The sequence below is a fragment of the Shewanella sp. SACH genome, from assembly GCF_001887095.2.
Lineage (GTDB): Bacteria > Pseudomonadota > Gammaproteobacteria > Enterobacterales > Shewanellaceae > Shewanella > Shewanella baltica.
On the sequence record NZ_MPDG02000005.1, the window covers coordinates 89,359 to 115,607 of the forward strand.

The 26,249-nt window shown below is 45.1% G+C and carries 22 protein-coding genes and 1 riboswitch; of the genes, 10 read left to right on the forward strand and 12 right to left on the reverse strand.

What is annotated here, in order from left to right; translation table 11 throughout:
- Nucleotides 1-195: 195 nt before the first annotated feature.
- The 4 genes from BM607_RS17230 to BM607_RS17245 form a co-directional block, all read right to left on the reverse strand.
- Nucleotides 196-1,389, reverse strand: a complete 1,194-nt coding sequence (locus BM607_RS17230; RefSeq protein WP_071939942.1) for a hypothetical protein — start codon at nt 1,387-1,389, stop codon at nt 196-198.
- Nucleotides 1,390-1,516: 127 nt separating this feature from the next.
- Entirely contained in the window at nt 1,517-1,855 is a 339-nt protein-coding gene (locus tag BM607_RS17235; protein ID WP_063881742.1) for a hypothetical protein, read from the reverse strand.
- Between the two features lie 213 nt (nt 1,856-2,068).
- Nucleotides 2,069-3,319 (reverse strand): ammonium transporter, encoded by a 1,251-nt coding sequence (locus tag BM607_RS17240; protein WP_006080145.1) that lies wholly within the window; start codon nt 3,317-3,319, stop codon nt 2,069-2,071.
- Between the two features lie 10 nt (nt 3,320-3,329).
- Nucleotides 3,330-3,668 (reverse strand): P-II family nitrogen regulator, encoded by a 339-nt coding sequence (locus BM607_RS17245; RefSeq protein WP_006080143.1) that lies wholly within the window; start codon nt 3,666-3,668, stop codon nt 3,330-3,332.
- A gap of 344 nt (nt 3,669-4,012) precedes the next feature.
- Here BM607_RS17245 and BM607_RS17250 point away from each other — a divergent pair, with 344 nt between their 5' ends.
- Entirely contained in the window at nt 4,013-4,555 is a 543-nt protein-coding gene (locus BM607_RS17250) for a hydrolase (protein WP_071939943.1), read from the forward strand.
- A gap of 148 nt (nt 4,556-4,703) precedes the next feature.
- Here the strand turns inward: BM607_RS17250 and nrfA are convergent, their stop codons facing one another.
- Nucleotides 4,704-6,107, reverse strand: a complete 1,404-nt coding sequence (nrfA, locus tag BM607_RS17255) for an ammonia-forming nitrite reductase cytochrome c552 subunit (RefSeq protein WP_071940048.1) — start codon at nt 6,105-6,107, stop codon at nt 4,704-4,706.
- A 226-nt stretch (nt 6,108-6,333) separates the two neighbouring features.
- On the opposite strand from nrfA, the gene narQ reads away from it, so the two are divergent.
- A complete protein-coding gene (gene narQ / locus BM607_RS17260) occupies nt 6,334-8,169 on the forward strand; it encodes a nitrate/nitrite two-component system sensor histidine kinase NarQ (RefSeq protein WP_071939944.1) in 1,836 nt (611 codons plus the stop codon).
- Nucleotides 8,162-8,791 carry a response regulator gene (locus BM607_RS17265; RefSeq protein ID WP_012588584.1) on the forward strand — a complete coding sequence of 210 codons (630 nt, stop codon included), beginning with the start codon at nt 8,162-8,164 and terminating at the stop codon, nt 8,789-8,791. Before narQ ends, BM607_RS17265 begins: the two co-directional genes overlap by 8 nt.
- A gap of 88 nt (nt 8,792-8,879) precedes the next feature.
- On the opposite strand, the gene BM607_RS17270 is transcribed toward BM607_RS17265, so the two are convergent.
- On the reverse strand, nt 8,880-9,254 hold the full coding sequence (locus BM607_RS17270) for a YacL family protein (protein ID WP_071939945.1): 375 nt from the start codon (nt 9,252-9,254) through the stop codon (nt 8,880-8,882).
- 299 nt (nt 9,255-9,553) lie between these two features.
- Here BM607_RS17270 and BM607_RS17275 point away from each other — a divergent pair, with 299 nt between their 5' ends.
- Nucleotides 9,554-10,519: a zinc transporter ZntB gene (locus BM607_RS17275; RefSeq protein WP_071939946.1), complete on the forward strand. Its 966-nt coding sequence runs from the start codon at nt 9,554-9,556 to the stop codon at nt 10,517-10,519.
- A gap of 103 nt (nt 10,520-10,622) precedes the next feature.
- On the opposite strand, the gene BM607_RS17280 is transcribed toward BM607_RS17275, so the two are convergent.
- The 3 genes from BM607_RS17280 to BM607_RS17290 all read right to left on the reverse strand — a co-directional run bounded on the left by BM607_RS17280 (nt 10,623) and on the right by BM607_RS17290 (nt 13,962).
- Nucleotides 10,623-11,744 carry a succinylglutamate desuccinylase/aspartoacylase family protein gene (locus tag BM607_RS17280; protein WP_071939947.1) on the reverse strand — a complete coding sequence of 374 codons (1,122 nt, stop codon included), beginning with the start codon at nt 11,742-11,744 and terminating at the stop codon, nt 10,623-10,625.
- Nucleotide 11,745: 1 nt separating this feature from the next.
- Nucleotides 11,746-13,101, reverse strand: a complete 1,356-nt coding sequence (gene lysC / locus BM607_RS17285) for a lysine-sensitive aspartokinase 3 (RefSeq protein ID WP_011845893.1) — start codon at nt 13,099-13,101, stop codon at nt 11,746-11,748.
- A 150-nt stretch (nt 13,102-13,251) separates the two neighbouring features.
- Nucleotides 13,252-13,426, reverse strand: a riboswitch (Lysine riboswitch).
- 101 nt (nt 13,427-13,527) lie between these two features.
- Complete coding sequence (locus tag BM607_RS17290; protein WP_071939948.1) at nt 13,528-13,962, reverse strand: DUF3293 domain-containing protein; 435 nt, start codon at nt 13,960-13,962, stop codon at nt 13,528-13,530.
- A 588-nt stretch (nt 13,963-14,550) separates the two neighbouring features.
- Here BM607_RS17290 and arcA point away from each other — a divergent pair.
- Nucleotides 14,551-15,267, forward strand: coding sequence for a two-component system response regulator ArcA (arcA, locus tag BM607_RS17295; protein ID WP_006080127.1), 717 nt, complete (start codon nt 14,551-14,553; stop codon nt 15,265-15,267).
- 334 nt (nt 15,268-15,601) lie between these two features.
- Here the strand turns inward: arcA and BM607_RS17300 are convergent, their stop codons facing one another.
- The gene (locus tag BM607_RS17300; protein ID WP_071939949.1) at nt 15,602-17,917 is read right to left on the reverse strand and encodes a S9 family peptidase; all 2,316 of its coding nucleotides are present in this window, start codon (nt 17,915-17,917) and stop codon (nt 15,602-15,604) included.
- A 266-nt stretch (nt 17,918-18,183) separates the two neighbouring features.
- On the opposite strand from BM607_RS17300, the gene BM607_RS17305 reads away from it, so the two are divergent.
- The 3 genes from BM607_RS17305 (at nt 18,184) to BM607_RS17315 (ending at nt 21,844) form a co-directional block, all read left to right on the forward strand.
- Complete coding sequence (locus BM607_RS17305) at nt 18,184-19,176, forward strand: class 1 fructose-bisphosphatase (RefSeq protein ID WP_071939950.1); 993 nt, start codon at nt 18,184-18,186, stop codon at nt 19,174-19,176.
- Between the two features lie 697 nt (nt 19,177-19,873).
- Nucleotides 19,874-20,863 carry a nuclease-related domain-containing protein gene (locus tag BM607_RS17310; RefSeq protein ID WP_071939951.1) on the forward strand — a complete coding sequence of 330 codons (990 nt, stop codon included), beginning with the start codon at nt 19,874-19,876 and terminating at the stop codon, nt 20,861-20,863.
- Nucleotides 20,864-21,085: 222 nt separating this feature from the next.
- Complete coding sequence (locus BM607_RS17315) at nt 21,086-21,844, forward strand: hypothetical protein (RefSeq protein ID WP_249269609.1); 759 nt, start codon at nt 21,086-21,088, stop codon at nt 21,842-21,844.
- 368 nt (nt 21,845-22,212) lie between these two features.
- Here BM607_RS17315 and BM607_RS17325 read toward each other — a convergent pair whose 3' ends face one another.
- A complete protein-coding gene (locus BM607_RS17325; RefSeq protein WP_071939953.1) occupies nt 22,213-22,782 on the reverse strand; it encodes a hypothetical protein in 570 nt (189 codons plus the stop codon).
- A gap of 396 nt (nt 22,783-23,178) precedes the next feature.
- Here BM607_RS17325 and BM607_RS17330 point away from each other — a divergent pair, with 396 nt between their 5' ends.
- Nucleotides 23,179-23,673, forward strand: a complete 495-nt coding sequence (locus tag BM607_RS17330; protein WP_006084177.1) for a TIGR00645 family protein — start codon at nt 23,179-23,181, stop codon at nt 23,671-23,673.
- Between the two features lie 470 nt (nt 23,674-24,143).
- Entirely contained in the window at nt 24,144-24,614 is a 471-nt protein-coding gene (locus BM607_RS17335) for a hypothetical protein (protein WP_071939954.1), read from the forward strand.
- A 93-nt stretch (nt 24,615-24,707) separates the two neighbouring features.
- Here BM607_RS17335 and BM607_RS17340 read toward each other — a convergent pair whose 3' ends face one another.
- A complete protein-coding gene (locus BM607_RS17340) occupies nt 24,708-25,952 on the reverse strand; it encodes a dicarboxylate/amino acid:cation symporter (protein WP_071939955.1) in 1,245 nt (414 codons plus the stop codon).
- Nucleotides 25,953-26,249: the final 297 nt, after the last annotated feature.

Consider the following 26,249-nt stretch of genomic DNA (forward strand, 5'->3'; position numbering starts at 1 on the left):
TATGCCAGCTAACTCACAGCCTTGATGAACAAAATCGAATATAGCGGATAAAAAGTAAGCGAGGAATGCTTGCGGCAAGTGCGAGTGAGCTATCCATGCCTGTCAGCTAAGGTGTTAACGACTAAACGCTTGAATGAGTGCAATTGATGCCAGCTCTCTATGCAAGAGAACTGGATGCTAGAGAGCTAGCCAATACTAATGGTGCAGCATGACTTGTAACTTGTTCTGATAACGGTGACGCTCTGAATCATCGCGACTCAAAGCCAGCGCTTTTTCCATATTCAGTTTGGCACGCTTTTCATCCCCCAGCGCCCAATAGGTTTTTGATAAACCGAAGAAGAATTCATGCCGATAATCGGCCTTAGCCAACGCCCTTTGATACCAAGCCAAAGCCTCATCGTATTGATGCTCATCAAAGGCTTGCTGCGCCATATCATAGTAGTAATAGGGATTATGTATTCTTGCTAATTCAAGTACTTTATTGATTTCGGCCCACTCATCAAGCCGCCCCTGATCCCCTAAAATCAAAGCTAAGTTATAAAGCGTGGTTAAATTTTTCGCTTCAAACTTAAGGGCATAGCGATACACCTGTTCGGCCCGTTTCTCATCCCCTTTATGCCGGTAAATGATGGCGAGCGTATTGAGTGAGGGCACAAACTGGCCGACGTTTAAGCCCGCTTTTATAAGGGCATAGGCTCTGTCTAAATCGCCATTCACCAAAGATTCTGCCGCCATATTGTTGTAAAACATGCTGATTAAGGTCTGCTTATTCACTCGGGTCTTACCATATCCTCGTAGGGCGCGCTCAGGCATAAAGTCCACTAAGATTGCCGAAGATGACACATAGACTGAATGTAAATTCTCGGGCGGAAGTAAGCGTAAGTTCACATGACCATTGATTAAATAGAAATCCCCTTGCTTGTCCCATACGGGTTCAATGGCAATATCTTGATACTCAGCGCCCACATTCAATATGTCCGCCAGCGCAGAAGTCATTACCACTAAGGACATACAATTCCCCGCCCTTTGGGCATAGGTTTCACGGGCAATTTGGGTCAGGTTATCTTGATAGCGAAAATCAATTTTAGCGCTATTGGTTTGACTGGCATTGATATAACTGGCTAACCATTCGTTGGCTAACATGGTGTTATTGTGGGAAAAAGTGTATTTGTCATAGCTACGCTTTACGTCTGTCACCACCTCTGGCGGCAAATAAAAAATATCCGCAACTGAAGGAATATCGGCGACAGGGGAAAACAGTGAATCGGCAAGTAGCGACTCAAGATCAGACGGATCAGGCTCGATGGTCGTCGAGCTACAGGCAAACAACTGACTGAGTGCAGCGCCCATGATGGCACTCAGGTATACGGCTCGGAATAGTTTCGACATATGTCCTCCCACACCATTAGCTCCTATTTGAGCTTATTACAAATGGCGAAAAAGACGACATAAAATGGTTACAAAAAATGACAATCGCTATCGTTCAAAAATAATGGCAAGTGATTTAGCAAGTTAGTTACTGCGAAGGTCGATCAACCTCTATGTATAGCTCGCGCTGCTGGTAATGGTATGGCCGATAGTTATGTTCTCCACAGGTGAAATAGCGATAGGGTTTCATCACAGTAATACAACCTAAAGGTAAAGCCTGCAGAATTTGGATCTGCTGCTGACGACGCAGCGACTCCTGCCACTCAAAATCCTTGAGCACTTGATCGCGCACAGCAAAGGCATCAACTGGCTCACTCGAGCGATTAACGATGACTTCCCCTGCTAAGGCAGATACTGATATCAAGCCAGAAATGACGATAAGACTGAGTCGCGTAAATTGACCGACTGCTGTGGCATTTAAGCTCATAGTTCACTCCTTTATTCGTGCAGTAAATGGTGCAGGTAAATAATGCTGCAAGGAAGCAGTAATGCTCGGCAACCGACTTATGCCTTCCCATTAAACTACTTGAGCTTCAACCATTGCGATGACCCATAAAAAAAGCAGAGCCTAAGCTCTGCTTTACTATCCCTCGATCCACGCTAGGCATCAAGTTGAATCACAATTAATTCGCCAGTTTACTTAGCCAGCATTTTTAACCGTAACAAACTCTGGGTAGGCATCGATACCGCAATCAGACGCATCCATACCATTGTATTCTTCTTCCTCTGTCACACGGATCCCCATGGTTTTCTTAATCACATACCAGACCACAAAGGATGAACAGAATACCCAAGTAAAGATGAAGGCTGCACCGGTCAACTGCCCAGTAATAGTCGCATCAGCGTTGGATAATGGCACACACATTAGACCAAGGAAGCCTGCCACGCCGTGTACTGAAATCGCGCCCACTGGATCGTCAATCTTAATGCGATCTAAGCCCACAATCGAGAACACCACCACGCCGCCCGCAACTAAGCCAATCACACCCGCCATTAACAGTGAAGGTGAAAGAGGATCTGCCGTAATAGCCACTAAACCCGCCAAAATACCGTTGAGTATCATGGTTAAATCCGCTTTACCCCAAATCATCTTACACACGATCAGCGCAGAGATAGCACCGAACGCCGCCGCAGTATTGGTATTAACAAACACTTTTGCCACTGAGCTCGCATTCGCCGCATCCGACACCATTAATTGCGAGCCACCGTTAAAGCCAAACCAGCCCATCCACAGAATAAACATACCTAAGGTTGCCATCGGCAAGTTAGAGCCAGGGATAGGATTCACTTGACCGTTAGGGCCATATTTACCCTTACGCGCACCGAGCAATAACACACCCGCAATCGCCGCCGTCGCACCTGTCATGTGCACAATACCGCTACCGGCAAAGTCCACAAAGCCCAGTTTAGAGATAAAACCTTGGCCCCAAGTCCAATACCCTTCTACTGGATAGATAACCGCTGTCATCACCACAGAGAAGAACAGGAAAGCCCATAACTTCATCCGTTCCGCCACAGCGCCAGAGACAATTGACATCGCCGTTGCCACAAACACCACTTGGAAGAAGAAGTCAGATTCTAATGCATGGCTCGCATCTGATGATTGAGAACCGATTAAGGTACCAATCGATGGCAACCAACCCCCTTCAGTGTTATCCACATACATGATGTTGTAGCCAACCAGCAGATACATCACACAGGCAATCGCGTACAACACAACGTTCTTAGTTAAAATTTCAGTGGTGTTTTTAGAGCGAACTAAACCCGCTTCTAACATGGCGAATCCTGCCGCCATCCACATAACTAACGCACCAGAAATCAAAAAGTAAAAGGTGTCGAGTGCAAAGCGTAGTTCAGTGACTGTGCCGCCTAATTTTGTTAATTCTTCCATTGTCAGCCCCTTATAGCGCTTCTGTATCGAGTTCACCCGTACGGATACGGATAGCTTGTTCTAAGTCGACGACGAAGATCTTACCGTCGCCAATTTTCCCCGTATGGGCCGCAGTGGTAATGGCCTCAATCAACATGTCGAGATTTTCAGCCTTAGTGGCAATTTCTAGTTTTACTTTTGGCAAAAAATCCACCTGATACTCGGCGCCACGATACAACTCTGTGTGCCCTTTTTGACGGCCAAAACCTTTAACTTCGGTCACCGTCATGCCTTCAATACCTATTCCGGCGATAGCTTCACGGACATCATCCAACTTAAATGGCTTGATGATAGCGCTGACTAGTTTCATCCTGACCTCCAAAAAAACGCGATTGTTATTAACTTGTATCAAAGGTAATTCAATCATTAGGCCAACAATTTAACTTACTGATTATTTTAAACTTTAACTAAAAAAGGTTATTTTTAAAGGTTAAAAATGCACCATAATCGAGCACAAACAAGTGCAACGCACTCTTTTAGTGAGCAGTTTAAGTGCAACAGCTATTCGACCTTAGGCCTATTGGTAACAAGGTTAAATTGGGGTCTACTGGGGGAAGCGTAAATCGAGATGAAATCTGAGCATCACAGCACAAGTTCTTAGACAAAAGCGAAGATCATCACTAAGACAATCATCAAGCGCAGAAGGAAGGCCCGATGTTAAAACCCGAAGAATGTGTTCTCGTTATCGTTGATGTGCAGGGAAAACTTGCACAAATCATGGATAACAGTGACAAGCTGCACCAACAACTACAGACCTTAATCCAAGGTGCACAATTATTTGAAATACCCATACTGTGGTTAGAACAGCTACCCGATAAACTCGGAGCAACCAGTCCTGAGCTTCAAACCTTGCTAGAGAAAACCGGCTCCCCTATTGCAAAGCAACATTTTAGCGGCTGGCACTGTGAAGAGTTTGCGCAGGCACTCACTAAGACAAATTGTAAACACGTCATACTGGCGGGCATTGAAACCCATGTGTGTGTTTATCAAACCTGTTGTGACCTTATAGAACAGCAATATTCGGTGCATCTCGTGGCAGATGGCGTCTCGTCACGCAGTGCCGATAATAAACAACTGGGTATTCAGATGATGACGACCAGAGGCGCCTTATTAACTAACGTGGAATCGCTATTATTTGAATTACAACATCAAGCCCAAGGCGAGCGCTTTAGGGCATTATTAAAACTGATAAAATAGCAATTCACTCCTTGGCTCTAATGAAGTAAACAGCCCTTGGTTCAGGCATGACGTTGACATTCACTCCCATAAAAAAGCCCTCGCTGAGTCAGCGAGGGCTTTTGCTTACATGAGGGGTTAGCTCAGGTTAAAAACAATTTGTTAAACACTATTTATAAGTGGCTTCGCGTTTTTTCGCTTCTTCATCCCACTTAGGTAACATGTCTTTCTTAAATGCTTCTTTCTCTGCATTCATTTTTTCCATGTCCATACCTAAAGCGGCTTGTGCCTTGGCTTTAGTAGAAATATCTGGGATCGCGATAGGATCTGTGATGCCTTTTTTCGCTAACAATTGCGCTAATTTAACCCGCGCATCTGCCGCTTTATCTACCGCTGTCCCTAGGATACGTAAGACTTCTTCAGGGGCATGCGCAGCAGCGCCATGTGAAGCAATCGCATAGTCCCAACGCCATTGTGAATGGCGGATATCGGTTAGAATGGGCTTCATTTCCGCTTCAGTTGCACCGGCTTTCCAAGCGGCAGCGGCTTCAAAGTGCGCTTTCACCAGTTGCGCTTCGGCGCGGCCTTTTAGCTCTTTCACTTTAGCTTTACGTTCGTTGGTCAAGCCGACTAAGAACTCTTTACTTTGGCTGTGGCACGTCGCGCAGGTTTCTTCAAAACGATCAAATGGGTTACCCACTTTATGATCTGTGTACTTACGGCCCTTGTCGTTGGTTACTTTTGGCATGTGGCAATCAACACAGCTCACATCATTCTTACCATGAACACCGAGTTTCCAAGTTTCATAGCCAGGATGCTGCGCTTTTAACATAGGGGTTTTAGACAGCGCATGCGTCCAATCTGAGAACTCAATACCGTCGTAATAGGTTTCCATTTGCTCAACGGTTGTGCCCATATCCCAAGGGAATTTAACGAAACCTTTTCTGCCTTCTTTTTTATCGAAGTAGTATTCAACGTGGCACTGACCACAGACCATTGATTGCTTGTCTTTTTTTGACGCTTTGGCAAAGGGTGTGCCTAATGCTTCCATACCACGTTCAGCAAAGGGGCGAGAGATGCGCAGTTTTGGCGTGCCTTTTTCATGGCAGTCACCGCAGCCTATGGTGTTCACCACTTCTGGGCCGCCTTTTGCCCATTTGCCTTTGAAGTAACCATCTTCGCCTTGTTCTTCAATCAAACGCGGCACATCAGGGCTCTTACAACTCCAACAAGCCATCGGCATTGGGCCATCTTCCGCGTTGGTGGGTGCGCCAGTACGCAGAGTGTTACGCACATCCGTAATAGCGTACATGTGACCACGTGGTGCGTTGTAATCTTTAGCAAAACCATAACCTGCCCACAGTACGACTAAGCTTGGGTCCGAGGCCAACACATCGGTATTCTCAGTGCTTTTATCTGTGTCATGCCAACTGGCGTATTGATTAGCAAATTTGTCTTTAAAAACTTCGTTACGAGGCTCTGTTTTATCACTCGCCATTGCGCCCGCCGCCATGAAGCTGGCGGCAACCAGTGCACTCAGTGCAAAGGACTTACCTGTCATCTTCTTCATCATCTCATCTCCGCGTTGCATTATTGTTGTAAAACACGACATCTCCATGATCAAAGTTAGTGACTAAACCCTGCCAAAAATATACCTCTTAGGGGGTATCTGGGTTGAAGTTTGCGCTAGATCAAAATGTAAAGGTGTTGTTGTTCACATTTTTATGCTTTTGTTAATGTATTACATTATTTTCTAATGTAAAAAACCACTGCAAAGTGCCATAACAGCGGCCATTAAAATGAATAGCGGATTAATGAAACGAGGCAGTCTAACCTCAAAAATTCTAGGATTGATGCTAGTACTCATTCTGCTATCTAGCAGTTTATCGACCTTTGCTATCATCAATTTGTCCTACAGCTTAGGCGATGCTAAGGCAATTAACGCCTCGGGTTCTTTGCGGATGCAAAGCTACCGGCTGATGTTTTACGCCAACTCTGGCAGTGATGCCGCGCAGGACAAAATCACCGAATTCGAAAATACCCTCTATTCTGATACCTTAAAGCCTTCGGACAGTTGGTTTAGCCCACGGAAGATTGCCGATCAATATCAGCTCGTGATCGATAAATGGCTGGTGATGAAGTACTACATAGAGCAGGAAAACTCCCGCGATTATGTAGCGTCACTAAAGGACTTTGTCGATACCATAGATTTACTGGTACTGGAGATGGAACACCACGCCGCCTTTAAACTCAGGCTCCTCGCTGCCAGCCAAATATTAGGCTTGAGCGTCATGCTGATTATCGCCTTTGTGGCGGTGCGTTTTACTAAAAAGAAAGTGGTGATCCCGCTGCAAAAACTAATGGAGTCGGCGAATACTATTTCTAAGGGCAATTTTGAAATCGAAATGCCCGAAACCGAATATATCGAACTCACAGCGCTCACCCATGCCCTGCAAAAAACCGCCAAGGAACTCGCCATGCTTTATGGCGATTTAGAGTCGCAGGTGGCAGAGAAAACCTTAGCACTCACTCGGGCTAACAATGAGCTGGCATTTCTATACGATAACCTACTGACCTTAAACGCTAATAAGCTCGATTACAAAGCGCTCAAAGCGGCACTGAATCAGTTAAAAGGTTATGAGTCACTCGACTACCTAAGACTCATTATCCAGTATCCAGAGCAAGAGCTTGAAGTGATTGAGGCCGATGGCGGCTGGCCAGAGGTTACTCAAAACAGCACCCGTTTCCCGCTACAATTTGAGCAAGCAAATCTGGGCTACTTAGAGTTGATTGCCGATCAAACACCGAATATCGCGCTATTTAAAAATTTCGCGATTATGCTGACTCGCTCAATCGTGATCCACAACGCCACTGAGCAAAGGCAACAACTGGCGCTGATGGAGGAACGCGGCGTAATCGCACGGGAATTACACGACTCCTTAGGTCAAGTGCTGTCCTTCCTTAAAATCCAAATTAGCTTATTACGCAAAAACTTAGATCACAGCTGCCGCAACCCAACAATTGAGGCTCAATTAACCGAAATCAACGAAGGCGTTAGCACTGCCTATGTGCAGCTCAGGGAATTGCTGTCGACCTTTAGACTCACGATTAAAGAACCCGATCTAAAAAGTGCCTTAGAGGCTATGCTTGAGCAGCTCAGAACCAAGACAAGTATCAAGATCACCTTAGACTATAAACTTGCACCACAATGGCTAGAGGCAAAGCAGCATATTCACATACTGCAGATAACTCGGGAAGCGACCTTAAACGCCATCAAACATGCTGAGGCCAGCCTCATCAATATCCATTGTTATAAAGATGACGAGGGCATGGTCAATATCAATGTTTGCGATAACGGCATAGGTATTGGACATTTAAAAGAACGAGATCAACACTTTGGCATAGGGATTATGCATGAGCGAGCCAGCAAACTTTCAGGTAAAGTCATATTTAGCGACAACGAGATAAGCAGATTTAAACCTGCTACGGCAACCACGATTGAGCAAGGATGCAACGAACAAGACGATACACTCAAGCCTAACCATTCATTCAACTTTGCGCAGCACAGCAAAGGTTCAAGTGGCACTCGAGTGACGCTTATTTTCCCCTCTCAACAGGAGCCTTCAAATGGGTAAACCTTATTCCGTACTTGTGGTCGACGACCATCCCCTCTTACGCAAAGGCATCTGCCAGCTCATTGCCTCAGATCCTGACTTCAGCCTTTTTGGCGAAGCCGGTGGTGGTTTAGATGCATTAACCGCCGTTGCCACCGATGAGCCCGACATCATCTTGCTCGATCTGAATATGAAAGGCATGACAGGCCTAGATACCCTCAATGCCATGCGCCAAGAGGGCGTCACCTCGCGCATAGTGATACTCACAGTTTCCGATGCCAAACAGGATGTGATCCGTTTATTACGCGCAGGAGCCGACGGCTATTTACTCAAAGATACTGAGCCCGATTTACTGCTCGAAAAACTCAAAAATGCCATGCTTGGCCACAGAGTTATCAGCGATGAAGTGGAGGAATACCTCTACGAGCTAAAAGATGCGACCGACGAGCAAGAATGGATTTCGAGCCTGACGCCTAGGGAGCTGCAAATTCTAGAGCAACTGGCGGAAGGCTTAAGTAATCGGATGATTTCAGAGCATTTACACATTAGTGAAGGCACAGTCAAAGTGCATGTGAAAAACCTACTGCGTAAAGCCAATGCCAAGTCGAGAACCGAAATGGCGGTGCGCTACCTTAATCACTAATCCCTGAGTTTAGCGAGGTATAGCGCAAACAATAAAGGCAATCCAATGATTGCCTTTATGTTTTATCGAACAGGATTTGAATGGACGATTATAGACCTTTCTCGATAAATGTCTGCCAACTCAGTAACGCCTGCTCAAAGTCCTCTAAGCCACAATAAGCTTCTGACTCAGCATCATAGAGTGACATCGCCTCTTCTAATTCATACTCTTGCTCGAAACCTAACGTATTCGCAAACACCCGCGCCTGCTCACGCTCTAACTCTAAGGTGAAATCATTACCAACGAGACGCCATGCACCTCGTTTATCGGTTTGAATTTCTTTAATCATGTCTAACACTTGCTGAATTTTGGCTAACTCAGGCCCTAATTCTTCTGTAAACCATTGCCCCAGCACTTCATGATCCATGCTAAAGCGGGCCAGAAAAGTGCCGGTTAAACTGTTACGCCGAAATTCGTATTCCATTTTATTGTCTCTTTGCTCTAAGCCTACTAATGCTAATTTTAACCTATCCTTGCCGAAGTTGCTCGCCTCCCGCAGCACAGCCGATTTAATACCAATCGTACAAAATATCTGTTCATTCAGCCGGAGTTCAACGCGCTTTAGCCAAGGCGAAGGCTTGAAGGCATAGTGGTGCTCTGTCGAAAGCCTTTAACGCAGTATAAAGCGCGTTGCCATGCCGTTAAGCACGAGTACTCACTTCATTTTCACGGCAAAATCAGTTAGCTTGTTTGTATGATTTTGAAAGTTATATGGAATGCGATATGCACGAAGGATTTATCTACAGTTTAGTGCTAAGCGGCGCCCAAGCGGGTTCCACCTTAAGCTTGGAACAGATCGAAAAATGGGATCCGCAGGATGGTCTACTCTGGTTGCACCTTCGCTATCGCAATAAAAAGGCGCGCCACTGGATACTCAATAGCGGCCTGCCGAAGGTCGAGAGTGATGCCCTACTCGCCCAAGATACTCGCCCCCGCGCCGTTATCGCCGGCGAAGGCATATTGCTCGCGTTACGCGGCGTCAACCTCAACCCCAATTCAGCTCCCGAAGACATGGTGGCCGTGCGTATTTATGCCGATAAACAGCGGATCATATCCACCTGCGATCGCGAGTTACAGTCGGTCAAAGATGTCGCCGAGCAGATCCTTGAGGGCAATGGGCCTGCAACTACGGGCGACTTTATCGTCGCTGTCTGCGAGCGACTCACTAACCGTAAAGTCGAGTTCATCGATAAGTTAGAAGAACAACTCTCTGATTTAGAAGAGCTCGTCGTCTCAGGCAATGTTAAAGATTTACGCACCGATATCGCCGAACTGCGCCGCCAAACTGTCGCCATTCGCCGCTATTTAGCGCCCCAGCGTGAAGCCTTTTCAAAAATGATTTCCGAGCAAGTTAGTCTGTTTAACGATTCTGAACGACTTAAACTCAGGGAAACAAACGATAAGCTTATCCGCACCATTGAAGATCTCGATGCCCTGCGCGACAGGGCAAATGTGACTCAGGAAGAATTACTCAGCCAACAATCGGAACAGCTCAATAAACGCTTATATTTCTTATCTTTAGTGTCGGCAATTTTCTTACCATTAGGCTTTTTAACCGGCTTACTCGGGGTCAATATTGGCGGCATACCGGGCGCCGACAACACTTGGGCCTTCGCCACCTTCTGCGGCATATTAATCTCACTCGTCGCCCTACAGATGGCACTGTTTTATCGATTTAAGTGGTTATAGCCACCTTAAAAACAACAACGCCAATCGATTAGGATTTGCGTTGTTTTCGTTCATTCTTATAAGCTGAATGTTATGAGCTAATGCTTATGCTCTAAGCGGGCGATTATGTCGTCGGCAACTCAAACACATGAGTCATGACTTTATAAAGCTCTGTCCCTTGGTGCACAGATGCCGAAGCAAAGTGCAAAATCGGCACGCAGTCCTGCGGCAAACTGACCGTCTTTAGCTCATCCGCTGTACCGTATAAATCCATTCGCAGTAAATTCACTAAGGGCTGTCCCGCAGCCAATGGTTCACCTAAAGGCGCGAGGTATTCCACTAACCCTGAACTTGGCGCGTGATACTTTTTATAGTCCTTAAGGTAACAACCAAAGCGCTGCATTTTAGCGGGCGCAACGGTTTCAGCGATCACGCCGCGGTGGCTTAAATACGCCAAAATCCCTTGTGCATCAACCAACGCATCCTCAAGGCAGACGCGCTCTTGGCTCGCCAACTCCAAGGTTAACGCTGACACAGCAACGGCTAAATCTCGCCCCTGCGCTTTTGCAAAATCACTTAATTGCCACCAAGGACAAAACGCTGCCTCATCCATAGCACCACCAAAGGTGTTGGGGATAACAAGCGTATAAGGGATCGACAAAAACTGCGCGGCAGCTAAGTCATATTCAGGACAATACAAGTGCTTACAGGATTTAGGACCCGTATGCAGATCGAGCACTATATCCGCGCCGTGGGCCATAATTTGCAGATTAACCGCAAGCCTATGCCCGGTTGTAATGCCCCATTCATGCCGTAATTTTTGCTGACAGGCTTCAACCAAAGTACTGCGATAAGCTTGGATCAGCTCGCTATCACTGAGCTTGGCATGTTCGCTATACCAAGTTGGCAAATCGATAGCATGATTCAAATACTCACGATTCCAGTTCGCCCCCGTAATAGGGTCAAATCGGCCGAGGGTAAACTCACCACTTTTTTGGTTGATCCCAAGGGGATTGGCAAGCGGCACTAAGGTGATTTCACCGCGGATGTCACAGAGTTCAAGCTGCTTCATCAACTGATAAATCACCGCATTACCTTGCACTTCAGCGCCGTGGACATTGGCCTGAATATACACTTTGGGGCCAGTCGCCTTATCGTCGCTCGGCTTAAAATGGTAAATAGGCAAGGTAAGCGCTTGCCCTGCGGCAAGCTCCCCAATTTGCAGAGACGATGTTATCGGCAGCATATTAAGCGCCTTCGAACAGATTTTGATGCAGCGATTTCACCACTTGTGCCGCTTCCGATTCTGTCACTAACACACACAGGTTATGTGGGCTGGCGCCTTGGCAAATCATCCGCACATTGTGTGGCTCAAGCACTTCAAACACACGGCGACAAATACCCGGCGTGGTCGCAATACGGTTACCGATAATCGCCACTAAGGCTAATCCATCTTCGACGCGCACCCGGCAATGCTGTGATAATTCTTGCAACAATGCCTCACTCAACAGACCTTGACCACTTGAATCAGAGCCAGTTTTATCGAGGGTTAGAGACACATTCACTTCTGAGGTAGTAATTAGATCCACACTGATCTTATGTCGCGCCAAAGTCGCAAAGGTTTCCGCTAAAAAGCCCTGCGCATGCAACATTTGCAAGCTGTGAAGATTTAACAGCGTTTGATCGCGGCGCAAAGCCACAGCGCGGAATACGGGCGCATCTTCCACTTGATGACGGATCCAAGTCCCGCCCTTTTCAGGCTCTTTACTTGAACCAACAAACACTTGAATTTGTTGACGAACAGCAGGAAGAATGGTCGCAGGATGCAATACCTTGGCACCAAAGGTCGCCATCTCGGCGGCTTCATTAAAGCTGATCTCGGCAATCGGAAAAGCATTGGGCGCAAGGCGAGGATCGGTTGTATAAATCCCTGCTACATCGGTCCAAATCTCGACCGCTGAGGCGCGTAACGCTTCGGCTAACAGCGCAGCAGAATAATCACTACCACCGCGGCCTAATGTGGTCGTTTGACCTGCTTCATCGGCACCGATAAAGCCTTGCGTCACAATCACTTGTTCCGCTAACAGTGGCTGTAGATAATCACGAGCTAAAGTCGCAATCTGCTCAACTTGGGGTTCCGCGCGGCCAAAGTGGCTGTCGGTACGTAATACTCGGCGTACATCGAAGGCGCTAGAGTTAACACCTTTCTCGCGGATGACTGCTGAAAACAACGCCGAAGAACATTGCTCACCGAGGGACAACAACTCATCCATGGTCGCTTTGCTGCGTTGTGATGCGAGCGCGTCACTCAATACTGACATGCGACTCAATAATTTATCTAATGCGGCGGCCACATCGTTAGGACGACCGAGCTTATCTAAAATCGCATATTGAATTTGGGCAATTTGTTTTAATCGCTGTAATCGACCATCGTCGTTGATGGATTCTTGCGTCAATTCCACTAACAGATTGGTCACGCCACTCGATGCGCTGACCACGACTAAACGGCAATGAGGATTAGCTAACACTATGTCGGCACAGCGATTCATAGCGTTATAGTCGGCGACTGAGGTGCCACCAAATTTTGCGACTACAAGGGACATTAGCGCACCTCCGTGAAACACGTAGGGCAAGAAATAAACGCAGATTGAATAAAATACTGATTAACTAACATAATCACACTCCGAACTAACTTCGTTCGAAGAGCCTGGTGCTCAATGATAACGCACCCCAAAAGAAGGGAAACAGCAATCGTCACCAGAAGCTCTCCACCAATTACAGGTGACAATCGTCAGGATTCAGCCTGAGCGACCGACATAAACATGCAGCAACCATATCTATGCCTCGGCGTTAATCTCCCTCATCAGTCATCGCAGGAGTTTGTGCTCCTCTGACCGACTACCTAGTTAACGCTCCTCTTCTGTTCCTTTCCTAGGGAAAGGGACGAAAAAAGTAGCAATAAACCCCTAATGAAGTCAATGCTAATTTCATAACAAATGAATAATTTAAATAAAATCTTTTGAAAACAACTAAGTACTTAAATCGGGTAACTCGTATACCAGCTGCACATAATCACTAAATTTGCCTAAACACACTTCATCATGTCCGGCCAAAGTGCATGGCACTAAGCTCACATCCCCTTGTTCGACCACATAAATCGCGTATTGATTAAATTTCTTCCCCAATTGCAGCGCCATCGTTCTATCGATAAACACGGCCCAGCTTTTTTCCATGTGGGATAAATCCGGCGCCGCGCCCACTAAAGCACGATAGGGACTGCCGAGTAATTCAATTTCACGGAGAAGTTGGCGATCGAGTAAACGGTTTTGACTGGGAGAAAGCAGCTTTGAAGCGGGATTATGAGCGGTAATAACAGCAAAGGAAAAATCACAGGATAATGCTTGAGTCAGCAAAAATAACGGCGCTTGGTAACATTGCCACAAATCTTGAGTCTTATTGTCCATTGGTAGTCTAATCGAAAAATGAACCCAGGCTAGTGTAGCAGAGTGATTGTAAAATCCAAAGAGGCGTGAACTGGCTCACAGGAATGGCAAATACATTAGTTATACTAATCAATAGCTAAAGTAAATATCATGGTAAAAACCCCGACTCACCTAAAATTTGTTAACATTTCATTTGTTAACAAATGACTAAAACGAGTACAATGTACGTACTGGTGAGTTGAAACAGATTGAGCAAGATGCTTATCGTTCAATACAGTTTGTTACATATATCGCTTTAAGTAACGTGAACTGACCGGGCATCTGTTTAAAATGTGTTCTACATTTGATTTGTCTTTTAAACATTTAAAAAAAACAATAGTTAAGGAACTTATTCTAACTATTGCTTATCGAAGTTGGTACTGATTACGTTTTCTCGTATTACACTTAAACGTGCACTTAATCTACATCCAGATATAGATGTCACCGTAAAGATTTTCCTTTTGAGCACAAAGCAGTTCAAGGAAGTATCAACGCTTTTATGAATATAAGAGCCCGAAGTAAGTTGCTCTTATTGGTTAGTATAAACTGATTAAAATTTAGGTAAATAATATGCAAAATCCGCACATTCTGATCGTTGAAGATGAAGCCGTTACCCGTAACACGCTGAGAAGTATTTTCGAGGCAGAAGGGTATGTGGTAACTGAGGCCAATGATGGCGCAGAAATGCATAAGGCTATGCAGGAAAACAAAATTAACTTGGTCGTTATGGACATTAACTTGCCAGGCAAGAATGGCCTGTTGTTGGCACGTGAACTACGTGAAATCAACAACATCGGTCTGATCTTCCTGACAGGTCGTGACAACGAAGTCGACAAAATCCTTGGACTTGAAATTGGCGCGGACGATTATATTACCAAGCCGTTCAACCCACGTGAATTGACGATTCGTGCTCGTAATCTTCTGACTCGCGTCAACAGCGCTGGTGCCGAAGTCGAAGAAAAGAGCTCAGTAGAATACTATCGCTTCAACGATTGGAGCTTAGAGATCAACAGCCGTTCATTAGTGAGCCCACAGGGTGAATCCTACAAACTGCCACGTAGCGAATTCCGCGCTATGCTGCACTTTGTTGAAAACCCAGGCAAAATTTTGACTCGTGCCGATCTACTGATGAAAATGACTGGCCGTGAACTTAAGCCACACGATCGTACTGTAGACGTGACTATCCGTCGTATCCGCAAGCATTTCGAAAGCTTGCCAGATACGCCAGAAATCATCGCGACTATTCACGGTGAAGGCTATCGCTTTTGCGGTAACTTAGAAGGCTAATTGCCCGCTAAGCGACACTCGCATTAGCAACAGGATTGATTCGATAAGCATCAATTCACAAAAAAACCAGATCCTAGGATCTGGTTTTTTTATGTCTAAAATTTAGCGAATCAGATTAATAGGCGACGCTTACAGAGTTAAGAGTCAGGTTGATGGCAAAGCCGATGTCCAAAATAGAAAAAAATATTTATAAAACAGCAGCATAATTATAAAACAAGCTCAACCTATCAGCGCTAATGAGAGCGAGTGATATAAGAGCTAAACAAGGAGCAAGCCTACAACGTATACGTAAGGCATAGCAGCATACGCAAGCAGACCAGCTCTCTATCTCGCGCTACTTAGCGCTTTTCAGCTGTCTATCGAGGAAATCCGCTAATGAGCGATATAAGTGATTACGCACTTTCTCGCCACGCATCGAATGTTTAGATCCCGGATAATCGATCATCTGGAATAATTTGCCTTCATCCTGCAGCGCTTTATAAACCCGAGTGCTGTTTTCAAACAAGACGTTATCGTCAGCCATGCCGTGATACATCAACAGACCCGCTTGATAGTTTTTCACGTAAGGAAACACGCTGCTGGCTTCATAACCCTTTTCATTACCTTCGGGGTGACCTAAGTAACGCTCAGTATAATGGGTATCATACAAGCGCCAGTCGGTCACAGGTGCGCCCGAAATCGCGGCTTTAAAATAATCCGGCGCCTTAAATAAACTCATCAAGGCCATATAACCACCGTAACTGTGGCCGTAAATCGCCACATTATCGGCATCGACAAAGGGCAGACTCCGTAAATAATCCACCCCCACTTTTTGATCATTCACTTCAGCTTCGCCCAAATGACGGTAAATCACCTGCTCGAACTGAGTGCCTCTGTGCGCACTGCCGCGGTTATCTAATTGGAATACCACATAGCCTTGTTGCACAAGATACTGGGTAAAGTAGTCCTGCTCGCTCCAACTATTAGTCACTAACTGGGCGTGCGGCCCACCATAAACCCGCACTACGACAGGGTATTTCTTGCTTGCATCGAAGGGAACGGGTTTGAATAAACGGGTTTGCAGCACTTGGCCATCTTCGGCTTTCAGTTCACCAAATTCAGGAATTTGCCACAATCCAGCATAGTCATATAAAGGATGACCTTGCTTAACCGCATTTTGCTCGACCCAAGCCAGTTGCTGGCCCTTGTCACCGTGTAAACTGATTTGCGGTGGCTGAGATAAGCTATTGAAATAATCCAGATATACACTCTGATTATCGGCGAAAACAGGATTGTGCATCCCCGCTTGCTTGCTCACGCGCTCAACCTTGCCACCCGCTAACGGTACGCGATAAAGCTGTTTCTCGATTGGCGTGTCTTTGCGGCCGGTGAAATACACCCAGCCTGCAGTTTCATCTATGTATTCCAACTCATCGACAGCCCACTCGCCCTTAGTCAATTGCGTTTTGAGTTTGCCTTTTAAGTCAAAAAGATACAGATGATTAAAGCCGTCACGCTCAGACGCCCAAATAAAGGCAGACTGCTGTTTTAAGAAGTGCAGATCGTTATTGAGGTTTACCCAAGCATCACTGCGTTCTTTCACTAAGGTTTTTGGCTTAGTCAGCGCATCTAACGCCACTAACTGCAAATCGAGCTGATGTTGATCGCGGCTCTGCCACTGGAACGACAAGTGTTTGCTATCGGGCAACCAATCGACACGCGGCAGATAAATGTCTTTGCTCTTGTCTTCGCTATTCTCTTCACGCAGGCTCACCCAATTGATGGCCTTATCTTTTAGCGTGACCACACCTAATGCAATGTCGACGTTGTTTTTACCTGCGGCTGGGTAACGCTGCTCGGTGAGTTTAATGCCATCGGCATAGATCTCATTGCGCGTCACTTGCTCGACCGCGGATTCGTCGATACGGGTGAAGGCGATAGCCGATTCATCGGGCGCCCACCAATAGCCAGTCATGCGATCCATTTCTTCTTGAGCGACAAACTCAGCCATGGCATTTTTAATTGCCCCGCCGCCATCGGTCGTCATAGCTTGGAGTTTCTTCGTCGCCAGATCTAACACATACAAATTTTGATCCCGCACGAAAGACACAAAATGCCCCTTGGGCGATAAGCGTGCATCTGTAGCAAACCCTTCGCCAATCGGCAATTGAGTCACGCTATTGTCGACGAGGGAAAAGTAATACAGATTGCCAGAAGCCGGAATTAATAACGCTTGGCTATCATCGGCCCAGAAGTACTCCATAATGCCTTCGCCATAAATACGTTGGCGCTCGCGGCGGGCTTTTTCTTCATCGGATAATTCATTGGTCGCGAGTTTATCGGCATTTAATAGCAGGCTCGACTCACCGGTTTTGACATCCATCTGCCAGAGATCATAAAAACTTTGATAATCTTTACGGCCAGCAAGATAGGTAACACGCTGGCCATCGGGGGACAATTTCAAACCACGGGGACTGGTGCCCGCTAAGGCAGGCGAGGCATTCATTCGCTCAATCGTCAGTGGCTGTTTGCCACCTTCCATTGCCAAAGCTGGGGTGGTTGTTGAAATCATAGCTGTCGAAATCATGGCCATTTGGCTCGCTATCAGTAGGGGAACGGCGCGCACCTTAAGCGAGCGCGCAGGGAACCAAGTTAACCTATTTTTAATCATTATTATTCCTTGGAAGTATAATCGCCTAAGATGTCAGCGATTAAAAACAAGCCGACATTGTGCCAGAGGCAAACCCCAAATAGAAATAGCATGCAATATGCCGATACAAATTAGGAGCATCTCGTCGGCTCAGTCCAAATAATCCCTAAAAGCCCTAATATTCGCTAAAAGCATCAGCAACATCGCTGAAATTGTCGACTAACTGAGTTATCATTCGCGGCAAATAACGAAATTGACCTCATTGTTGAACCTCTAAAGGACATAACATGCAGACTCTGGCCCAGCACCTGACCTCACAGGCAGTGAACGACTCCCTCTCCCAGCTAATTTTAACCTTAGCCGACACCTCAAAAGCCATTAGCCATGCCGTTCGCCACGGTGCGCTTGCAGGCGTGTTAGGCGCGACTGAGCAAGAAAACGTCCAAGGTGAAACCCAGAAAAAACTGGATATCATCACCAACGACATGCTCAAAGATGCATTAAAAGCTGACGGTACAGTGCGCGGTTTGGCGTCGGAAGAAGAAGATCATGTAGTTGAAGTCAGCCAAAATGGCCAATATCTGGTGTGTTTCGATCCACTAGATGGCTCATCTAATATTGATATCAACTCGTTAGTCGGCACGATTTTCTCTATCCTGCCCGCCCCTGCTGGCGAGTTGACTGAAACCAGCTTTTTACAATCTGGCCGTGCGCAATTAGCCGCAGGTTATGTACTTTATGGTCCATCGACCATGCTGGCATTAACCACAGGTCAAGGCGTGCAACTCTTTACTTTGCACCCAGAAACCAATGAATTTTTACTGACTAACGCCGCCATGAGCATTAGCCCAGATACCCAAGAGTTTGCCATTAACATGTCGAACCAACGTTTTTGGGAAGCGCCAATGCAGACCTATATTGCCGATTTACTGCTCGGTAAAATTGGCCCACGCGAAAAATCATTCAACATGCGCTGGATTGCGGCCATGGTCGGCGACGTACACCGCGTGCTATCACGTGGCGGTATTTTTACCTACCCAACCGACAATAAAGATCCTAAAAAACCGTACAAACTGCGCTTGATGTACGAAGCTAATCCAATGGCTTTCTTAGTCGAACAAGCCGGCGGTAAAGCCTCAACGGGTTATGAAACTATTTTAGACATTACCCCAACGCATATTCACCAGCGTGTTGCCGTCATCCTAGGCAGCAGCAATGAAGTCGACGCTTGCCTGAGCTATCACGGTATTGATTACAGTGAAGAACCAAATATAGAGTAAGCCGAATCGCTTAGCTTCCTGATTTTTATGATAAAAGCCACTGACCACAGTGGCTTTTTTATTGATTCGCAGAATGCGACATTTTAATTTTTGATGCGGCATAACCGACGAAGGAATTGCGGCCTTACGGCCGAGGTGAATTAAAGTCGTGGGGCTTCACCCCACACCCGACCAAGGAGGACTGCTCGTCCTATCCTCCTTGGATGCTCCATGACGTCCCCAACGGAGTTGAAAGCCCCTTGTGCTCATTGCCAAATTTGCTATCGCTTCCGAAGGATGCGTCCCTGCACCTGCGAAAGCTAGCTCGGCATCCATGCCGAGACTCACGCAATTTGTCTATTCGCCCTGCGGCAACTCCGAGGGGATAGTGTATTCCTCAGACACTGGAGTTATTGCAAAGTAATTAAGGCATAAAAATGAAGCCTATTTGCTCTTTTGCCTGTAATAAAAAGTCTTCAACGCCCTTCTGCAACTTCGCTGGGGAAGATGAACTACTGAAATCTTAGAGTTAGCTGTTTATCCCAAAAGATTAGTGCCTGTACTCTCTTTTTAATCCAGTTGGGCCCTGTGTATATCTGATAATCAATAGTTACAGTCACATGGTTAACGTTTAACTATTTTTATCTTTATCTTTCAATGGCAAAGTGGGTATTATGAGGCTGATTATTATCAAGTTATGAATGGATGCTGTTGATAAATGATTCTAAAAACCAAATCATTTCAAAATACCCAAACACCACAGGCTATCGCGGGTCAAAAACAAGAACAGGATGTTGCCTTCTATTTACGCCGCGCCTTCAAAGATCATCCAGAAGTGTTGGTCATCAATGATTTTCGATTCACCTTTAATGACGAAACCGCGCAAATTGATCACTTAATTATCTACACCTACGGTTTTGTGCTAATTGAATCCAAGAGCATAAAAGGCCATGTGGAAGTCAACCAACAGGGTGAGTGGACGCGCAGTCACGGCAATAACTGGTTTGGTATGCCATCACCAATCAAGCAAGTTGAACTACAACAATCACTGCTTAAAGAGATGCTAAAGCAGCATAGAAGTGAAATTCTCGGTAAGTTACTCGGGATAAAACAACAAAGTTTTGGCATGCGTTGCTGGGACCATGTGTGCGCGGTATCAAGTGATGCGGTAATCAACAGAGATACTATGCCAACGGCCATTTCTGAGTTGTTAGTTAAAACAGAGTTTTTAGTCGATAAACTTGAAAAAATCATGAATCTTAAAAGTAAGTTCATGCGCATTATAAATGTAAGCGACACCCGCCCCGACTTTAATCAACAAGAACTCAGTTCCATTACCAAGTTCTTAATCGATCGACATATAGATCCACATCAGCCAACAAGTGAAATAACGCTCGCGCAGACACAACAAGTCAGAGAGCCTATCGCGCACTTTGAAGTTAACAAAGCTGTTGAAGCTCAAACCCAAGCAATAACGCAATCTACTACACACAGCATTCTTAGCTGTAAACATTGCGGAGAATCAACAAACTACACCCCAATGTACGGTAAGTTTGGTTACTACATCAAATGCAACCAATGCACTAAAAACACGCCAATGAAACAAGCCTGCCCACAGTGCCAAAGCACACAAACAAAAATAACTAAAGCTAAAGAAGCCTACACACTACATTGTAATGATTGTGATAATTTTTATAGGGTTATCTAAACGAAATCAATTAGGATACTCATAATTTTGTCTACTACACCGAACATGAAGCCCTATCAAATTAAGTTAAGGTACTTTTTATTACCAGTGCTACTGCATATGAGCTGCATTACGCTATTGTTTTTCTTATCATCTATATTCTTCACAAAGTATCTATCCGAGTTAATTAGTCATAGTCACTTCTATCAAACCTATCTAACTAGCATTGAATGGAATGGGATTGTGAGCCTATTCTGCATTTCAGGTTTAGTATCATATTTCTCGACTAGCTTGATAAAAAAGCCTTTTTCATTTGTTGAATTTAAAAAGCCAAGATATAAAAATTCAATGTGGGTATCAATTTGCTCACTGCAGTCACTTTTATTAATATCTGCTTTTTTATTAAGTTCATTGGGTTTATCAAGGCTATCAGAGTTAGATAATCTAACCGAATGGCAAGAAAAAGGAATGCCTATATATTTCAACATCAATACGGTAGATTTGTCTGGACAGAAATCAGTACACATTCAATTAAGTCCATCACAAAAATATGGTAAAGCGATAGATGTGTTTTGTGTTATTAGCCTTGATAGCAGTGGCCAATTTTGGGCAGGTTTCAACTACCCATTTTCTGTTGAAAAATCAGAAAAACACCCAAGTGAAAAAATAGACAAGCTAATCAGTGATAGTGTTCATAAGTGTAATAAAACATCAACTAGTGATATCAAATACTTCAAGAAAAGTAGTTTCGCCTTTGAAAATAGCGGTTATTTAAATGCTTTAAAACGTGTAGTTAGCAGCGATACACTAGAGAATAATAACATCACTTTATTTGTAGTATCACAGCATCTCGAATTTAATAGTGTCAAAACAGACCTATTAAAAGGTTTCTTAATGATGTTCGCTACTATTATGACATTTTTGGCTTATGAACTCTGGCAAGCTAAAATACATTGGGAAATTTATTGGGCCATTAAGAAAATAGAATCTGGACAGGCATAACTCTTTTGGGATTAACGGCCAACACCGAGATCACAGAAGTTTACCCTCCCCTCGGAGTTGCCGCAGGGCATTTGCGTTCGTTGCGTGATCGAGGCATGGATGCCGAGATAGCGTCAGTCGAATCAGGGACGAGCGTCTGACGCGATAGCATAAGGACGCTAAATGCCCAAGGGGCTTTCAACTCCGTTGGGGGCGTCTTGGAGAATCCAAGGAGGATAGGACGAGCAGTCCTCCTTGGTCGGGTGTGGGGTGAAGCCCCACGACTTTAATTCACCTCGGTTGTAAGGCCGTTATAACTAATCATCTACATAATCAGGTATGGGATGAAACCCACGACTTTGATTCATCTCGGCCGTAAGGCCGCAAAACTAACTTGCAACACAAAGATTTTGCTGAATCTTCCAACGGCGCTGCATCACTGGGATAGAGAACCCATAGCATACCACCACAATCAAAGGCTGGATTTGAAAGCTCAATTCAGGCCAGAGCATGAAGGCAGTAACACAGGCCAAAGTGCGCACTATAGCATGGACTATGGCCACCTTTTGCGCCGCTATCACGCCATAAACCAACCACATTAATCCGGTCTGCACCGCAAGGGCGAAAGGCAATGCCAGATAATTTTCCATAAAGAATGGAATGCTGATAGCAAAGGTCAGGAAACTCATGCCTACGGCGGCTAAAAACACGTTATCAAACCAATTACGCTCATGCTTTTTCTTGAACGACATGTTCTCACCGGTTAGCCGAGAAATGCCCATGGCTAAATAGACGATTGAACCCGTTCCGATAAATACCGCCATCACCAATTGCGAAGGCGATAACATAAAACTTAATGCAAACAGCAAGATCCACACTATCATGCCGGATAAGGGCATAGCCAAAGCACGTTGTTGACGGTATTCGATTAACTGTTGATCCAATGATGTGTGTTGCATGATTAAGCCTCCTTGTTTAGATGACTTAAGTATCTACGCTAACAATCCAACACGGCAGTGTGTGTTGTCAGCAATAGACGATGACAAATGTCACCTCTTTCAGCAAAGTCCTAGAAAGTGTAAAAACGTGGCCCCCTGTTGCTGAATTTACTTTGGTATCAGCTTGAAAAAAGCGACAATCAAACATACCAAAGGCATAAGTAAGTTAATCCCTGTAGCGCAGCTAATACCCAAAATAGGGTTTAGATGACTACAATGGTGACGAAAACACAATAACAGCATATAACTCACGCTTTACCCTAGGGCTATCGCGCGCCTAAAATGCGATATGTTACTGTTTTAGTCATTGGCAACTCGATTTTTTACCGCATTTTTAGATTAAGGGTTAAATGGAATATGGAACAAATATTTGAAAAATTGATGTATGCATCTCGCTGGATTATGGCGCCGATTTACTTGGGACTAAGCCTAGTCCTAATCGGTTTAGGCATTAAATTCTTCCAAGAGATCTTCCATATTCTACCGATTATTTTTGAGATAACCGAAGTGGATCTGGTGCTGGTCACCCTATCGCTGATTGATATCACCCTAGTGGGTGGCCTAATCGTGATGGTGATGTTTTCTGGCTATGAAAACTTCGTGTCACAATTAGATGTGGGCGAAGACAGTGAGAAGCTCAGTTGGCTCGGTAAGTTAGATTCTGGCTCATTAAAAAACAAAGTCGCCGCTTCTATTGTGGCGATTTCATCTATACACCTACTGAAAATCTTTATGGATGTGAAGAATATCGATAACGATAAAATCATGTGGTACCTATTAATCCACATCACCTTTGTGTTGTCCGCCTTTGCCATGGGGTATTTAGATAAAATGACCCGCGCTGGTAAGTAGCAAGTTCGAGCCTTCGTAAGTGGAGCGAACACGGTGTTAACGCTGTGTAAGGTTTTGAGAGCAAAACCTAAACGAAGATAACGTTTCATTCGTTTCTGCTAAATTAAAAAGCCACTCTATTGAGTGGCCTTTTAACAAAATAAAAAACCAAAAAATCCAAAAAATCCAAAAAATCCAAAAAATAATATTAAAACCCACTATTTAACGCATGACTGATCCCACACATCCCAACTTAATTTCACCTTATTGACTCGTTAATCAGCACTCATTTAAATCTTAATACGGCTATTTGTAATGTCTATTCTTTCAACTTGTTGCGTTAAATATTTAGATATCAGTCATACGGTTTAAATCTATTAAAATACTTACCCAAAAGTGTCAAAAAACTCTATAATCGCCACCCTTTTGACAAACTCATCACTAACGCATCCATTCGTAAGTAAACATTACTGTAAGCGCAAGGTAGTAAAGTGAAAACACAGTTACTGGCTCTCATGCTCGTCAGCCATATTGGCTACGCCCATGCCAAGGAAGATTTGGCCTCAACTCTAAACGCAGAAGGAATACCACTGAAGAGTCATAGCATCGATTTTATCGATAAAAATCTCAAATTAACCTTGGCCTGTTCCGTTGGAGATCTGCAACCTAGCATCAATGTCACTATGTCGGAATCCTTCGCATTTAATGGTGATCCTAGCGTACTCATCATTACCAGTGGCGAACAGGCTAAGCTGAAACTGCATGGCACTGGCTCACTGATGAATTTCAGCAGCGGGGGCACAGCCAACCCAGATCTATGGGGAAGTTTAGGTGAGCTCCAATCTCAAAAATTACACCTTGAAGCGGTATCTTTTCGCTCTAGTAAATACACTAGTTCAGACTTAGTCGCCGTAGGCTTTGCCGATGCTGTGGCTAAGCTCAAACAAGATTGTGCCCAGTAGGCTCCTCAGCCAGCATTTAATAGAACAATATAAACAAAAAGCCACTGATGACAGTGGCTTTTTGTTTTTATAGCATATGACTTAACGTCCAGATTAGCTCTTCGCTAGTTCAACCTGATGCACTTTCTCGGTTTGGTCCACTATGGTCAATACCGCAGCATCACCTACCACGTTACAAGAGGTCAGCACCATATCGATAATGCGATCTAACGCCGCAACTATGGCGAAGGCTTCTATCGGTAAACCCATTTGATGGATTAACACGCCTATCATCACCATGCCGCCGCCGGGCACGCCACCTGCGCCGACAGAGAGCAGGAAGATGCTAAATAACAGCGAAGGCAATTGATCAGAGGTGATAGGCATGCCAAAGGCGTTAGCGACAAAGAAAATCGCGATAGTGATGTAAATCGCCACGCCGCCCATGTTCATGGTCGCGCCGAGCGGCACACCAAAGCCAGCTACCGCGCGATTCACGCCTAACTTTTCGGTTAAGGTACGCATAGTCACAGGGATAGTCGCATTCGAGCTTGCGGTCGACAGTGAAAACAGCACTTGCTCTTGGGTCTTCTCGCGGAAGGTTTTGGCCGAAATTGGGGTAAATATGCCCACCGCCATAGGGTAAACCACAAAAATCCACAGCAGTAGCAGCGCGAGGATCAGCACCATGTACTCAACTACGCTCATAAACACGCCAGCATCTAAGGTCGCGCCGAGCTTGAACATCAAGGCAAACACACCGTAGGGCGCTAGGCTCATCACCACAGAAATCAGCTTCATCATGATTTTATTCGCGGTTTGAAAACCTTGCACTGCGCCAACTACATGCTCACCGAGTGACTTGATCACGCCACCAAGCATTAAAGCCATAAAGATCACTTGCAGCATATTGCCCGACATAAAGGCCGCCACAGGGTTACGTGGGACTATGTCGATCACCAGTGCCATCAAACTTGGCAGCTCAGTAGCTGTAATCGCCACGCCGTCTGTGCTGCTCATATCGACGCCTTTACCAGGGTCGAGTAACAGCACGACTAATAATGCCGTCGCGATCGCGACAAAGGTATTGATGATGTAAAAACCGAAGGTCTTACCGCCTAAACGGCCAAAACTTTTGAGATCTTGCAGCTCACAGACACCACAAACAATACTCACAAACACTAATGGCACGACTAGCATCATGATCATATTGACGAACATAGTGCCAACGCCGCCGGCAAGCTCGACCAAATTGTCCGAGAAGAAGCCGATATCGTTTAAGAAGTACTGCACTATTGTGCCGAAAATAAGACCCGCAAACAGACCTATAAAGATCCGCGTCGAAAGTGATTTCATCATGCTTGTGGTTTCCCCAGAAATGTAGTTTTTTTGTTATTCATCTTCCATGATGAGCACAATTGCCAATCCATTTTTGGCTTAGGCAGGGGATAGTGAAACATGCTAGCCGTTAATTCAATGAATAAATTTCACTTTTTCATCTTAAATTAAGCTAACCGCATCACGGAAAATTAGTAATAAATTGATTTTAAATGACAAATAATAATTATGCTCAATCAATGAGCAGACTAAAGACTTATTTAAAACTGCATATTTAAACAGAATGAAAACCAATAAATCACAATGTAAACATATTAA